Here is a 13,812-nt window from a genome sequence, read left to right on the forward strand (position 1 = left end):
AGACAATGAAACAATCCTATCTGGGCAAGCACGCCCTCTACGGCCTGCTCGGCGCCATCGCCGTGCTGACCGTCGTTCCCGTCGCCACGATCATGCCGGCCTATGCGGTCGACGACATCGAGGGCGCCGACGCGCCCGACCTCACCGCCGTCAAGGCCAAGATCGACGCCAAGGACTACAAGGGCGCGCTGGCGGATTTGCGTGATCTCGCGCAGGACAACCAGCAGGCCGACGTCTACAATCTGCTTGGCTTCACGCTGCGCAAGACCGGCGACACCACCACCGCGCTGACCTACTACAACAAGGCGCTGGAGCTGAAGCCCGACCACAAGGCCGCCCGCGAATATCTGGGCGAGCTCTATGTCGAGACCGGCGACATGGCCAAGGCTCAGGAGCAACTGGCCTCGCTGCAGAAGCTGTGCCCCGCCGGCTGCGACGAGCTTGCCGATTTGCAGAAGGCCATCGACACCAAGGTGACGAAGTGAGTTCCCCTCACCCGGATTGCCAAGACCGAATCGCAAAGAGCAATTCGGGGCAATCCGACCTCTCCCCTAGGGGAGAGGAGGGCGAGGGCGCCGGCGTCCGCCTCTTCTCCCCTCGGGGAGAAGGTGGCCGCGAAGCGGCCGGATGAGGGGGCCTTGGCGCCAACCCATCCCCCGTCATCAAAGTTCGGGCGCTCGTGGCTGGCGCCCATTGCCGGAGCCGGCGCCTCTCCCTCGAGCCGGCTCCGGCCCTTTCAAGCCTCACACATTTCTCGCGCGCGATCCCCACGCGCCCGACGGCGCCTGCACGGTGTCAAGACATTGGAGCCCGACCATGACCCTGAACGAACGCGCCGCGAAGCTCACCGGCCTCGCCACCAGACTGCATCTGCAGGACGGGGCGCTGCTTGCCGGCCGCCTGCTTTTGTCCCTCATCTTCCTGCATGAGGGCGCCACGCTCGCCGCCCATTTCGAGGGCGCCGCCAAGGCCATGGCGGCCCTTGGCGTCGGCCTGCCGCTGTTCATCGCCACCGTGGCGCTGCAACTGGGGGCGGGGCTTTCCGTCGCGACAGGCCTGCTGACGCGGCTGGGCGCCATCGGGCTCGCCCTGTTTTGCCTTGCCACGGCCATGCTGTTTCACACCAACTTCGCCAGCCAGAACGAACTGCTGCATTTCGAAAAGGATCTTGCCATTGCGGGCGGCATGTTCGTGCTGGCCGCTGCCGGCGCCGGCAGGGTCTCGCTGGACTGGCTGTTGGCCGGCTATCTCAGGCAGCGCCAGCGCGACAAGGAGATGGTGGCGGCGCTGCTGGCGGTCGAGAACCAGTTTTCCGTGGAGGTGCGACTGCCGGTTTGAGGAGAAACCCAGCCCGCGCGCCCCGCCTACGCACGCTTGCACGCACTGTGCTGGAACCAGGCTCGATGCTCCGCATTCTATAAGCAGGGGCTCAAGGAGCGTGACGTGAAAGCGATTTTGGCACTGGTGGGCGGCTTTGTTTTGACCCTTGCGGTCTTCGGCAGCGGGCTGGGCTTTGCCGCTTGGCTGCTTGCCGCCAAGTCACCGCATGAGGCAAGGCGGACCGTCAGCGTCGCGGAGTTGTGGACCAGGGACGCGCAGCCGGTGAACAAGACGGCGCAGAACCTAGAACGCCTGCCGGCCGACCAGCCCGCGGCGCCCGACATCGCCCCCAGAGAGCAGGCGCCCGACCCGACCGCGACCAGCTCGATCGCGCCTTCGGCTGGAGCGGCCGAACTGCCGGGGCCGCATGTCAAATGGTGCGCCAGCCATTACCGCTCCTACCATCCCGACGACAACACCTACATGTCCTATAGCGGGCGGATGCGCCCCTGCGTCTCGCCCTATCTCGACGCTGGCGCCGAGCAGGGCGTGCAGCCTACGGCCGAAGTCAGCTATGTCGCGGGGGACGCCGCTTCGGCCGAGACGACGGGGCTTTCGGCCGACCATGTCGATTCCTGCTTCAGCCGCTATCGTTCCTACCGGCCCGAAGACAACAGCTACCAGCCCTATTCCGGCGGACCCAGGCGCCAGTGCGAGTAGCGCCAGTTGCCGGGTAAGCCTGGCTGAAGGGCGGGGCTTGTGATCCCGACTATCACGCAAATTTTTGGATCGTTCGCACCGGCGCGGCGTTCATCCCTCACACCAAGGGAGAACTGACATGAACGACGACCGCGACGACAAAATCCGCGACCGCGCCTACGAGATCTGGCAGCGCGAAGGCGGCGGCCATGGCGACCATGACCGGCACTGGCGCCAGGCTGAGATGGAGATCGACAGGGAAGCCGCCCTGCCGCTGACGGCCGACGATGCGCTGCCGCAGACAAGCGAGATCGCCGGCACCGACGTGCTGACAGTGGAGGAACTGGCGATCCGCGCGGGCATTTCGGGCGATGAGGCGCAGGCGCTGATCGACAGGCTCGGCACCGACCGCGCCGCGATCGAGCAGGCCGCGCGCAGCCTCAAGGCGAAGCACGGGCGCTGAACGCGAGGCCTTTCGAAACAATGCGTTGGCGCGGCCCGATGAGAAGATGATTCATCGAGCCGGCGGCGCGAACCCATGACTGCCGAAGTCGGTGTTCTCGTGGAGCGCTATCCTCCGTCATCTGTCCCCCGTCATCCCAGACAATGTCGGAACCCTTGGCCGTCTCGCAGGTTCCTCCTGCCCACCCAACAGGAGATGCAGGCCATGGACCACACCCACCACATCAGGCTGACCGCCGCCGAACTGACCCCGGATGCGCTCGAAGGCGCCACCATCTACGGCCCCGGCGACGAGAAGATCGGCTCGGTCGACCATGTGCATGCCGGCCAGGTCGTCATCGATGTCGGCGGCTTCCTCGGCATCGGCGCCAAGCCCGTGGCCGTGCTGGCCAACGAACTCAATTTCATGCGAGACGAGGATGGCGACATCCACGCCGTGACCAGCTGGACCAAGGACCAGCTGAAACAAATGCCCGAGCACCGCGACTGACAACAGCAAGGGCTCGGCGTCGGCCGGGCCCTTCGTCTTTTCCAAGGGAGAGACCGATGATCAGGAAGCTGAAAGACGGAAAATACCGGCTTTATTCAAGGAAGAAGGACGAGAAGACGGGGAAGCGGCGGAATTTGGGGACGTTCGATACGCGGGAAGCGGCGGAGAAGCACGAAAGGGAGGTTCAGTATTTTAAACGGCATTGAGGGGATGCTAATGCGTGCCTCGGTCTCGTTACTGCAATTGGTGGTGGACAAGAAGCGCTATGGCCAAAGCGTTGCGACGCCGCCAAGCGGCGTGAAACTCGTGTGGAACAAAATAAGCATCCGCGCGTTTGGGCTTTCGGGTTGGTCTGGCCATGGGGTCCGCGTGGGGAGGGGTTTTTGGGCGTATCTCGGTTACCAAAGGAACATCTGGATTCTCGGCAAATACTCAGCGCCCTCAAGGCATTTCGAAACGGAGATTTTTCCGTCCGCATCGAAAACGTCTATGACGGGCTGAGTGGCGAAATCGCAGATACGTTCAACCAAATTGTCGAACTCAATGACCAGGTGACGCGTGAATTCGCGCGGCTCAGCCGGGTGGTCGGCAAAGATGGGCGCATAAGCGAGCGCGGCCATGTCAGGAACGCCAAAGGCAGCTGGGAATCCAGTGTTCGGTCGGTCAACGACCTGATCGAGGACATGGTGCAGCCGACCGCCGAGGTTGCCCGGGTCATCGGCGCCGTTGCCAAGGGCGATCTGTCCCAGACCATGATGGTGGAGATCGACGGGAGGCCGCTGCGCGGCGAATTCCTGCGGATCGGCAAAATCGTCAACACAATGGTCGAGCAACTCGCCTCGTTCACTTCGGAGGTGACGCGAGTGGCGCGCGAGGTCGGCACCGAGGGCAAACTTGGTGGACAGGCGCGGGTCAAGGGCGTGGCAGGCACCTGGAAGGACCTGACCGACAATGTGAACGCGATGGCGACCAATCTGACGAGCCAGGTGCGCAACATCGCGGAGGTGACTACGGCCGTCGCGTCGGGTGACTTGTCAAAGAAGATCACAGTCGACGTGAAGGGCGAGATTCTGGAGCTGAAGTCGACCATCAACACCATGGTCGACCAGCTCAACTCGTTTGCCGGCGAGGTGACGCGCGTTGCGCGCGAAGTCGGCACCGAGGGTAAACTCGGCGGCCAAGCCCGCGTCGAGGGCGTGGGTGGCACCTGGAAGGACCTGACGGACAGCGTGAACCTTATGGCCGCCAACTTGACCGGCCAGGTCCGCAATATCGCCGATGTGACGACTGCGGTGGCGCTCGGCGACCTGTCGAAGAAGATCACCGTCGACGTGAAGGGCGAGATTCTGGAGTTGAAGTCCACCATCAATACGATGGTCGACCAGCTCAACTCGTTTGCCGGCGAGGTGACGCGCGTTGCGCGCGAGGTCGGGACGGAGGGAAAGCTCGGCGGCCAGGCGCAGGTGCGGGGTGTCGCCGGAACCTGGAAAGATTTGACCGACAACGTCAATTCAATGGCGGCCAACCTGACCGGCCAGGTGCGCAACATCGCCGAAGTGACCACCGCGGTGGCTCTGGGCGATCTGTCGAAGAAGATCACGGTCGACGTGAAGGGCGAGATCCTGGAACTAAAGAACACCATCAACACGATGGTGGATCAGCTGAATTCCTTCGCCTCGGAGGTGACGCGTGTCGCACGCGAAGTCGGCACCGAGGGAAAGCTGGGCGGCCAGGCAGAAGTGCGAGGGGTCGGAGGCACCTGGAAGGACCTGACCGACAACGTCAATCTGATGGCGGCCAATCTCACCGGCCAAGTGCGCAACATTGCCGATGTGACCACGGCCGTTGCGCGCGGGGATCTTTCCAAGAAGATCACGGTCGACGTGAAGGGCGAAATCCTGGAGCTCAAGAACACCGTCAACACGATGGTGGACCAGCTCAACTCATTCGCCTCCGAAGTCACGCGCGTCGCCCGCGAAGTGGGCTCCGAGGGAAAACTCGGCGGTCAGGCCCATGTCGAGGGGGTCGGCGGCACCTGGAAGGACCTGACCGACAACGTCAATGCCATGGCCGGCAACCTGACCGTGCAGTTGCGCGACGTCTCCAAGGTCGCGACCGCGATCGCGACCGGGGATCTCACCCAGAAAATCACGGTCGATGCATTGGGAGAGATTCTGCAGATCAAGGATGTCATCAACACGATGGTGGACCAGCTGAACTCCTTCGCATCAGAGGTGACGCGCGTCGCTCGCGAAGTGGGGTCGGACGGTAAGCTTGGCGGTCAGGCACAAGTACGCGGTGGCGCCGGCACGTGGAAGGACCTGACGGACAATGTCAACGCCATGGCTGCCAACCTGACGGGCCAGGTTCGCAACATTGCGGAAGTGACGACCGCTGTCGCGCTGGGCGACCTGTCGAAAAAGATCACGGTCGACGTTCGCGGCGAAATTCTCGAACTCAAGGACACCATCAACACGATGGTCGATCAGCTCAACTCGTTCGCCTCGGAAGTGACGCGTGTCGCGCGTGAAGTCGGTACCGAGGGTAAGCTTGGCGGCCAGGCACAGGTGCGCGGTGTCGCAGGCACCTGGAAGGACCTGACCGACAACGTCAATTCGATGGCCGAGAATCTTACCGGCCAGGTCCGCAACATCGCCGATGTGACGACCGCGGTGGCGCGAGGCGATCTGTCGAAGAAGATTACCGTCGACGTCAAGGGCGAGATCCTTGAGCTGAAGTCCACCATCAACACCATGGTCGACCAGCTCAACTCCTTTGCCGGCGAAGTGACGCGTGTCGCGCGCGAGGTCGGCACCGAGGGCAAGCTCGGCGGCCAGGCACAGGTCGAGGGCGTGGCCGGGACATGGAAGGACCTGACCGACAACGTCAACCTCATGGCGACCAACCTGACCAACCAGGTGCGTGGCATCGCTGATGTCGTGACCGCGGTGGCGCAAGGAAATCTCAAGCGCAAGCTCGCCGTGGATGCCAAGGGCGAGATCGCGTCCCTGGCGGACACCATCAACGGCATGATCGAAACGCTTGCGACCTTCGCCGATCAGGTGACCAACGTCGCACGCGAGGTCGGTATCGAAGGCAAGCTCGGCGGCCAGGCCAGGGTGCCGGGCGCCGCCGGCCTGTGGCGCGACCTGACCGACAACGTCAATCAGCTGGCAGCGAACCTGACCACCCAGGTGCGGGCCATCGCCGAGGTGTCGACCGCGGTCACCAAGGGTGATCTTACCCGTTCCATCAGCGTCCAGGCTTCCGGGGAGGTCGCCGCGCTTAAGGACAACATCAACGAGATGATCCGCAACCTGAAGGATCAGACGCTCAAGAATGCCGAGCAGGATTGGCTGAAAACCAACCTCGCGCGGTTCTCGCGCATGCTCCAGGGCGAGCGCGATCTGGCCACGGTGTCGCGCATGATCATCTCGGAGCTCGCGCCGCTCGTGAACGCGCAGTATGGCCTTTTCTACGTGACCAATCGCGACGAGGAAGAATCCTACCTGGAACTGGCCGCGTCGTACGCCGCCGAGGGCAAAGCCGCGATCCGCCAGCGTGTGGACTTCCGGGAAGGTCTGATCGGTCAAAGCGCAGCCGACAAACGGGCGATCATGCTCGACGATGTACCCTCGAGCTTCCTGCGTATCACCTCGGGCCTCGGCGAAGCACCGCCGGCCAGCGCTATCGTCCTGCCGGCATTATTCGAGGAAGAGGTGAAGGCGGTTATCGAACTCGCTTCGTTCAGTCGCTTCAGCGACACGCATCGCCTGTTCCTCGAGCAATTGATGGAGTCGGTCGGTATTGTGCTCAACACGATCGCCGCGACCATGCGCACGGAAGGGCTTCTCAAGCAGTCACAGCTTTTGACGTCCGAACTGCAGTCGCGTCAGACCGAGCTCACCAAGAAACAGGAAGAGCTTCACGCCACCAACGAGGAATTGCAGGAGAAGGCGCAGCTCCTCGAAAATGAGAAAAAACAGGTCGAGAACAAGAATCTCGAGATCGAAATGGCCAGACGGGCACTCGAGGAAAAGGCCGAACAGCTGGCGCTGACGTCCAAGTACAAGTCCGAATTCCTGGCGAATATGAGCCACGAACTGAGAACCCCGCTGAATTCGCTGTTGATCCTGTCCAACTTGCTCGCGACCAACCAGCAGGGCAATTTGAACGACAAGCAGATCGAATTCGCGCGGACGATCAACTCTGCGGGGACGGATCTGCTCAGCCTCATCAATGACATCCTGGATCTTTCGAAGATCGAATCCGGCACGGTTTCGATCGAGCTCAACGACATGCCGCTCGCCCATCTGCGTCAGCATATGGAGCGAACCTTCCGGCAACTCGCGGCGGACAAGGGACTGCGGTTTACGATCAACATCGATCAGACTCTGCCCGAAACGGTCCGTACAGACGAAAAACGGCTTCAGCAGATCGTCCTCAATCTCTTGTCCAACGCGTTCAAGTTTACGTCCCAAGGCGATGTGACGCTCAGCATCCATGCCGAGCGGACCGGCCGTGGGAACGGCGCGACAGCACTACCCAAGGCGCTGGCAATATCCGTCACCGACACTGGCATCGGCATTCCGGAGGACAAGCAAAAGCTGATCTTCGAGGCGTTTCAACAGGCCGACGGGACCACCAGCCGCAAATATGGCGGCACTGGCCTCGGCCTCTCGATCAGCCGGGAAATCGCCCGCCTGCTCGGCGGCGAGTTGCGTGTCGAAAGCCAGCCTGGAACGGGATCGACCTTCACGCTTGTCATACCCTTCGATGGCCCGCGCAGCAGCAGTCTTGCACCGCAGATCGAGCTTTCGCCGGCTGCCGGGCCCGTTGCGGCTACCAGCACGGCGGGAACGCCAGAGCTCGCCGACGATCGTGATTCGATCGGCCCTTCTGACAGGGTGGTGCTGATCGTGGAGGACGACCCCACTTTTGGCGGGCTGCTGCTTGGTCTTGCTCGATCGGCTGGGTTGAAAGGCGTGCTTTCCACGGCGGGCTCTGGAACGCTGGCTCTTACACGCAAGCTCATGCCCGATGCGATCACCCTCGATCTTGGCCTTTCGGACATTGATGGCTGGGTCCTTTTTGACCTTTTGCGGCACGATCCGAAGACCAGGAACATCCCCATCCACGTTATCTCCGGCGCCGAGGACATAGAGCTTCTCACGCGCCGAGGCGCCGCAAGCGTTTCCAGCAAGCCGGTGTCCGCTGGCGAGCTTACGCGTGTCTTTGACGACATTCAGTCGAGGACGCTCAGGATACAACGCAAGGTGCTGGTCGCCGATCCAGATCCCGAGCGTCGTCTGGCGTTGGTCGAAGCCATTCGCGATGGCGTCACCTCGGTCACCGCGCTGAGCCGCGTTGCGGCTAACGCGGACGGAGGTGATATTGCGGGTTATGACGCTGTCGTGTTCGGATTTGGCCGTTCGGCCAAGGACAACGCCCAGATGCTCGACGAAATCATGTCTCAGTTCGGCGAATTCGTCCCGCGCCTGCTGTTCTTCACGCCACATCCAGATGCCTTTCAGCAGCAGGTCGCCTTGCATCCACCCCTCAGCGATGTTCCGCGTGCCGACAACTTTGCCCAACTTGGGCTATTGATGTCCGCGGCCCTTCCAGGCGACAGGCCCGACAAGGAACTCCTAGCGTCCGAACAACTCGACAACGCCGATCTGGCCGGGGCTAGGGTTTTGATCGTCGACGATGACATTCGCAACATCTATTCGCTGACCAGCGTACTGGAGACCTACGATATCGAGGTGCAGCATGCCGAGCGGGGGCGGGACGGCATAGCCATGCTTGAGGAGGCACCGGACGTCGACGTCGCCTTGATCGATATCATGATGCCCGAGATGGACGGGTACGAGACAATGCGCAGGATCCGCTCACAGCCGAAGATCGCGCACATTCCGCTGATTTCGGTCACAGCCAAAGCGATGAAAGGAGATCGCCAGAAATGTCTGGACGCCGGCGCATCCGACTACATCGCCAAACCCGTTGATCTTGATCTGCTCCTCGCCCTGCTGCGGGTTTGGGTCGGCCGCTCGCGCTCGCGCGCGGGGCCATTCAAGGCAGACGATGATGACCGGATTCTGGTTACGCCTCGGCAGCTTTAGCAGATGGCCGCGATGGAAGCAGAAAGCAGCGAACCGTTCGAAAACCTGGGGCCGGTTCGCGTTCTCGCTGTCGACGACGACGCGCGAAATCTGCTTGCCATAGAGCAGGCACTTGCCGGGGTAGGGCAAGTGATTTGCGCCCAGTCCGGCGACGAGGCGTTGCGCTTTCTGCTCAAGGACGACTTCGCGGTCATTCTGCTGGATGTGCTGATGCCCGGTCTCGACGGTTACGAAACCGCTTCGCTGATCCGGAGGCGCGAACGTTCGAACAACACGCCGATCATCTTCCTGACCGCCATCAACAAGGAAGAAGCGCATATGTTGCGCGGCTATGATGCCGGCGCGGTGGATTACCTGTTCAAGCCATTCGACCCTGTGATGCTGCGGTCCAAGGTTATGGTTTTCGTCGATCTCTATGAGAAGACGAGAGAAATCGAACGGAACGCTGCTCGGGAGCAACTGCTGCTTGAACGCGCGCTGAAGGCGACGTCCGACAAACTCAATGCCGAACGCGCGCTGCGGCATTCCGAAGCCCGGCAGGAGACGATCCTCACTTCGCTCCCGATTTGCTTTCACGCCCGCGCGGCGGAGGCGCCATACGCTGCGAGCTATGTTTCCAAAGGGGTCGAGCGGCTAACGGGATTTTCTCCGGACCGTTTCATGGCGGATCCCGATTTCGGCATCGGCCGGGTCCATCCCGCTGATCGGGACGCAGTGACAAGATCGCTTTCGGCTGCCCACGAGACAGGCTCTTATGCTTGCGAGTTCCGCTGGCGATGCGCCAATGAGGAATACCGGATATTCTTCGACCAGGGTGTGGTCGCCAGGAATGGCGCCGGGCTCGAACTGCTGGGTACCATGCAGGACATTACCGAGCAGCGTCATCTGGAAGGCCAATTGCTGCAATCGCAGCGGCTCGATGCAATCGGCAAGCTGACCGGCGGACTTGCCCACGATTTCAACAACCTGCTTGCGGCGATCCTCTCCGGGCTGAGCCTGCTCGAAAGGCAAGTGAGGCTCGACGGCAAGGCGGCCCAGGTTCTCGACATGACGCGCCGCTCCGCTTCTCAGGGCAAGGATCTCATCCAGCGCATGCTCGCCTTTTCGAGGCGCCAGGAATTGAAGCCGGTTGCCGTGCGCATGTCCAGCCTGGGAGACACGATGACCGGTCTGGTGGCGCCGATCCTGGGTGGTTTGGTGCGCTTCGACTGGCATGTTGGTGACGACATATGGCCGGTGCATGCGGATCCGGCACAGCTCGAGCTTGCCTTGATGAACCTGGTCTTCAATGCCCGCGACGCGATGCCTTCGGGCGGGACAATCTCCGTCAGGGCCGACAATCGCAGCATTGGCCACACCGGCCAGGGGCTTGGCGCGGGCGACTATGTCAGGCTTGCGGTCGAGGACACCGGGACAGGTATCGCCGCGGATATGATCAGCAAAGTGATCGAGCCGTTCTTCACGACAAAGCCGATCGGCAAGGGTACGGGCCTTGGCCTCAGCACTGTCTATGGTTTCGCCAAGCAGTCTGGGGGCACGCTCAGGATAGACAGCGAAGTTGGCCGCGGCACCACCATGGAGCTTTGGTTGCCCCGCTCACGCGGGACGCAAGACGCCGCCAGGGACGAGCCCGTTTTCGAAGCCAGTGCCGTCACGAATTCCGGCGCGGGTCTCCCGGCGACGATCGAGGAACAGTTGCCGACTGTTCTGCTCGTCGACGACAGTCAGTCCCTGCGTGAGTTGACGGCGATGTCGCTGCGGCAATCAGGTTTCGACGTGACGGCGTTTTCCGGCGGCGCCCAGGCTCTGGCCGCCATTGAAAAGGAACCGGAGCGCTTCGACGTCATCGTAACCGACTTCGCCATGCCGCTCATTTCGGGCATCGACGTCATCCGCTTCGCCCGAAGCCTGCGCGCGGATTGGCCAGCGCTTATCATCACGGGCTACGCCGATGGCGAGAAGATCTCGGATCGCCCTCCCGACGTGGCGTTGATAAGCAAACCTTTCGAAGACGCCCATTTGGTTGCTGCCATTCGATCGGCTTCGCGTCGCCGCTGATACCCTGCTTCATGGGCAGCCGCGCCGTGTTCGATTATTCTTTTCCGCATTCTGCAGGCTGGCAGTTCGCCTGTAGCCGTAACTGGACATCAGCTTGTCGTCGGCCGTATCCGCAGGGCGCTTAGCCGACCTACCAATTTCTCGCACCAGCTGCCGAGTTGCGCACTCCGTTAACCATTCGTTAACCATTAGCCCCTAGCGTTTACCTCTCAGTAAGGATTCGCTGGCCGTGACCTTTGCCGCCCCCGTCGAAACAAAATCCATTCGCTTCCGCGCCCGTTCGTTCGTGGCGTTCACGCTCACCCCGGAGGCGCCGATCGGGGCCTGGCTGGAGGGGCTGGATCATTGGATCGGCAATTCGCCGGGCTATTTTGCCGGGCGGCCGGTGGTGCTCGATCTCAATGTGCTGAAGCCCGAGGTCGCCGACATCGCGCTGCTGGTGGCTTCGCTCGGCGCGCGCGGCATCCGGGTCTATGCGATCGAGCTCGAAGGGGCTTCGCTCGGGCTTGACCTGCCGCCGCTGCTCTCCGGTGCCAAGGAGGCGACTTCGGACGGCCTGCTTTCCGGCCGCAAGGGCAAGGCGGAGGCCGTGGAAGAAGCCGGCAGACTGGAAACGGTGTTTTCGGATCGCGGCAAGGACGCCGGCAAGCCCGACGAGGGCAAGGCCGCCGAAATCAAGGCCGAGGCCGGCAAGGGCAAGGCAGCGAAGGCTGGACAGGACGCCGGCGCGACTGACGCGGTGCAGGCCGGCACGCTGATGGTCAAGTCGCCGATCCGCTCGGGCCAGTCGATCTTCCATCCGCATGGCGATGTCATCGTGCTGGGCTCGGTGGCGTCCGGCTCGGAGATCATCGCGGCGGGCTCGATCCATGTCTATGGCACGCTGCGCGGCCGCGCCATCGCCGGCTCGCAGGGCAACCGGTCGGCGCGAATCTTCTGCCGCAGGAACGAGGCGGAGCTGATCTCGGTCGACGGCTGGTACACGACGGCGGAAGAGATGGAAGGCGTCTCGCGCGGCAAGGCCGTGCAGGCCTTCCTCGAAGGCGACATGCTCGCCGTCGTGCCGCTGAACTAGGGCCGAGGGATGCTGGCGCCCGGCTTCACGCTTCCGGCCCGGACAGGCGCCGAGGCACCGCGCGCAAGCTTCGGACCGGTTTGGCATGGCATGATGGCAGGCTCTGACAACAGCCGTGCGGCGCACGGCACAACAAACGACAATAGGCAACGGAGGCTTTTTCCATGGGCAAGGTAGTGGTCGTCACATCGGGCAAGGGGGGCGTCGGCAAGACCACCTCGACGGCCGCGCTGGGTGCCGCGGTCGCCAAGACCGGCAAGAAGGTGGCGCTGGTCGATTTCGACGTCGGCCTGCGCAATCTCGACCTGATCATGGGCGCCGAGCGGCGCGTCGTGTTCGACCTCGTCAACGTCATCCAGGGCACGGCCAAGCTGTCGCAGGCGCTCATCCGCGACAAGCGCGTCGACACGCTGTTCCTGCTGCCGGCCTCGCAGACGCGCGACAAGGACGCGCTGACGGAGGATGGCGTCGGCGAGGTGATCGACAAGCTGCGTTCGGTGTTCGACTATGTCTTCTGCGACAGCCCGGCCGGCATCGAGCGCGGCGCGCAACTCGCCATGCGCTTCGCCGACGAGGCGGTCATCGTCACCAATCCGGAAGTGTCGTCGGTGCGCGATTCCGACCGCATCATCGGCCTGCTCGACGCCCGCACCATGCGCGCCGAACAGGGCGAGCAGATCGCCAAGCACGTGCTGGTCACCCGCTATGACGCGGCGCGCGCCGCGCGCGGAGAAATGCTGTCGATCGACGATGTGCTGGAAATCCTGTCGGTGCCGCTGCTCGGCATCATCCCGGAAAGCCAGGATGTGCTGAGGGCTTCCAACCTCGGTTCGCCGGTGACGCTGTCGGAACCGCTCAACAACGCAGCCAAGGCCTATCTCGAAGCGGCAAGGCGGCTGGAAGGCGAAGATTTGCCGGTGGTCGTGCCCTTCGAACGCAAGGGTTTCCTCGACCGTCTGCTCGGAAGGAGGGCCGCATGAGCATCCTCGACCTCTTCAAGCGGCGCACCAGCGCGCCGGTGGCGCGCGAGCGGCTGCAGGTGCTGCTCGCCTATGAGCGCCGTAGCCGTGGCCAGCCCGATCTCGTCTCCATCCTGCGCGAGGAGATCATGGCTGTGATCGCCAAGCACGTGCAGATCGACCAGGACTACCTCCAGGTCTCGATGGACCGCGGCGAGACCATGTCGACGCTGGAAATCGACATCCAGATCCCCAACAAGAGCGCCGTGCCGCTGGCCATGGCGGGGTGAGTTAGCACGACTGGTTCCTCGCCCCCACGTGAGTGGGGGAGGTGCCTCGCGCAGCGAGGCGGACAGGGGCTGCGCGGCGCTGGCAGGTTCCCTCTACCATTTCAAGGCCGCGCCATCCCCCACTCCGTCTCGGGCTTCGCCCGAGCCGCCTTGCCGGGCGAGCCACGAGTCTCGCCCGTCCTTCGGCCCCTCATTTCATGGCGGCGAGGAATTCCGGCCCGGCGGTGTCCCGGCCGCTCCCCAGTACGCCTTCCACCGACATAGGCACTGGCTGCCCGGCATCCAGATAGCCAATGTGCTTAGTTCACGTTCGCTAACAGGGGCTTCCCCTGCGGAA

Annotated in this window: 11 protein-coding genes; all 11 read left to right on the plus strand. The window is 62.9% G+C overall.

Annotation, left to right across the window (positions count from 1 at the left end):
• Positions 1-5: 5 nt before the first annotated feature.
• The 11 genes from EJ077_RS09735 to minE all read left to right on the plus strand — a co-directional run bounded on the left by EJ077_RS09735 (position 6) and on the right by minE (position 13,475).
• On the plus strand, positions 6-485 hold the full coding sequence (locus EJ077_RS09735) for a tetratricopeptide repeat protein (RefSeq protein ID WP_208701530.1): 480 nt from the start codon (positions 6-8) through the stop codon (positions 483-485).
• A 331-nt stretch (positions 486-816) separates the two neighbouring features.
• Positions 817-1,338, plus strand: a complete 522-nt coding sequence (locus tag EJ077_RS09740; protein ID WP_208701532.1) for a DoxX family protein — start codon at positions 817-819, stop codon at positions 1,336-1,338.
• A gap of 105 nt (positions 1,339-1,443) precedes the next feature.
• On the plus strand, positions 1,444-2,040 hold the full coding sequence (locus EJ077_RS09745) for a BA14K family protein (protein WP_208701534.1): 597 nt from the start codon (positions 1,444-1,446) through the stop codon (positions 2,038-2,040).
• Positions 2,041-2,158: 118 nt separating this feature from the next.
• Positions 2,159-2,482 (plus strand): DUF2934 domain-containing protein, encoded by a 324-nt coding sequence (locus EJ077_RS09750; protein WP_208701536.1) that lies wholly within the window; start codon positions 2,159-2,161, stop codon positions 2,480-2,482.
• Between the two features lie 204 nt (positions 2,483-2,686).
• Positions 2,687-2,971, plus strand: a complete 285-nt coding sequence (locus EJ077_RS09755) for a PRC-barrel domain containing protein (protein WP_208701538.1) — start codon at positions 2,687-2,689, stop codon at positions 2,969-2,971.
• A 56-nt stretch (positions 2,972-3,027) separates the two neighbouring features.
• Positions 3,028-3,177: a hypothetical protein gene (locus tag EJ077_RS09760; protein ID WP_023677295.1), complete on the plus strand. Its 150-nt coding sequence runs from the start codon at positions 3,028-3,030 to the stop codon at positions 3,175-3,177.
• Between the two features lie 177 nt (positions 3,178-3,354).
• On the plus strand, positions 3,355-9,093 hold the full coding sequence (locus EJ077_RS09765; RefSeq protein ID WP_208701540.1) for a HAMP domain-containing protein: 5,739 nt from the start codon (positions 3,355-3,357) through the stop codon (positions 9,091-9,093).
• Between the two features lie 12 nt (positions 9,094-9,105).
• Positions 9,106-11,151 (plus strand): response regulator, encoded by a 2,046-nt coding sequence (locus tag EJ077_RS09770; RefSeq protein ID WP_245458698.1) that lies wholly within the window; start codon positions 9,106-9,108, stop codon positions 11,149-11,151.
• Between the two features lie 229 nt (positions 11,152-11,380).
• Positions 11,381-12,226, plus strand: coding sequence for a septum site-determining protein MinC (gene minC, locus EJ077_RS09775; protein WP_208701544.1), 846 nt, complete (start codon positions 11,381-11,383; stop codon positions 12,224-12,226).
• Positions 12,227-12,390: 164 nt separating this feature from the next.
• The gene (gene minD / locus EJ077_RS09780) at positions 12,391-13,206 is read left to right on the plus strand and encodes a septum site-determining protein MinD (protein ID WP_127870298.1); all 816 of its coding nucleotides are present in this window, start codon (positions 12,391-12,393) and stop codon (positions 13,204-13,206) included.
• Positions 13,203-13,475 carry a cell division topological specificity factor MinE gene (minE, locus tag EJ077_RS09785; protein WP_023774842.1) on the plus strand — a complete coding sequence of 91 codons (273 nt, stop codon included), beginning with the start codon at positions 13,203-13,205 and terminating at the stop codon, positions 13,473-13,475. The genes minD and minE overlap by 4 nt, the downstream gene beginning before the upstream one ends.
• Positions 13,476-13,812 lie beyond the last annotated feature (337 nt).

It is taken from the genome of Mesorhizobium sp. M8A.F.Ca.ET.057.01.1.1 (genome assembly GCF_003952565.1).
Lineage (GTDB): Bacteria > Pseudomonadota > Alphaproteobacteria > Rhizobiales > Rhizobiaceae > Mesorhizobium.

Coding starts and splice junctions, on each gene's coding strand:
- EJ077_RS09735 (WP_208701530.1), top strand. CDS start 6: ATGAAACAATCCTATCTGGGCAAGCACGCCCTCTACGGCCTGCTCGGC.
- EJ077_RS09740 (WP_208701532.1), top strand. CDS start 817: ATGACCCTGAACGAACGCGCCGCGAAGCTCACCGGCCTCGCCACCAGA.
- EJ077_RS09750 (WP_208701536.1), top strand. CDS start 2,159: ATGAACGACGACCGCGACGACAAAATCCGCGACCGCGCCTACGAGATC.
- EJ077_RS09755 (WP_208701538.1), top strand. CDS start 2,687: ATGGACCACACCCACCACATCAGGCTGACCGCCGCCGAACTGACCCCG.
- EJ077_RS09760 (WP_023677295.1), top strand. CDS start 3,028: ATGATCAGGAAGCTGAAAGACGGAAAATACCGGCTTTATTCAAGGAAG.
- EJ077_RS09770 (WP_245458698.1), top strand. CDS start 9,106: ATGGAAGCAGAAAGCAGCGAACCGTTCGAAAACCTGGGGCCGGTTCGC.
- minD (WP_127870298.1), top strand. CDS start 12,391: ATGGGCAAGGTAGTGGTCGTCACATCGGGCAAGGGGGGCGTCGGCAAG.
- minE (WP_023774842.1), top strand. CDS start 13,203: ATGAGCATCCTCGACCTCTTCAAGCGGCGCACCAGCGCGCCGGTGGCG.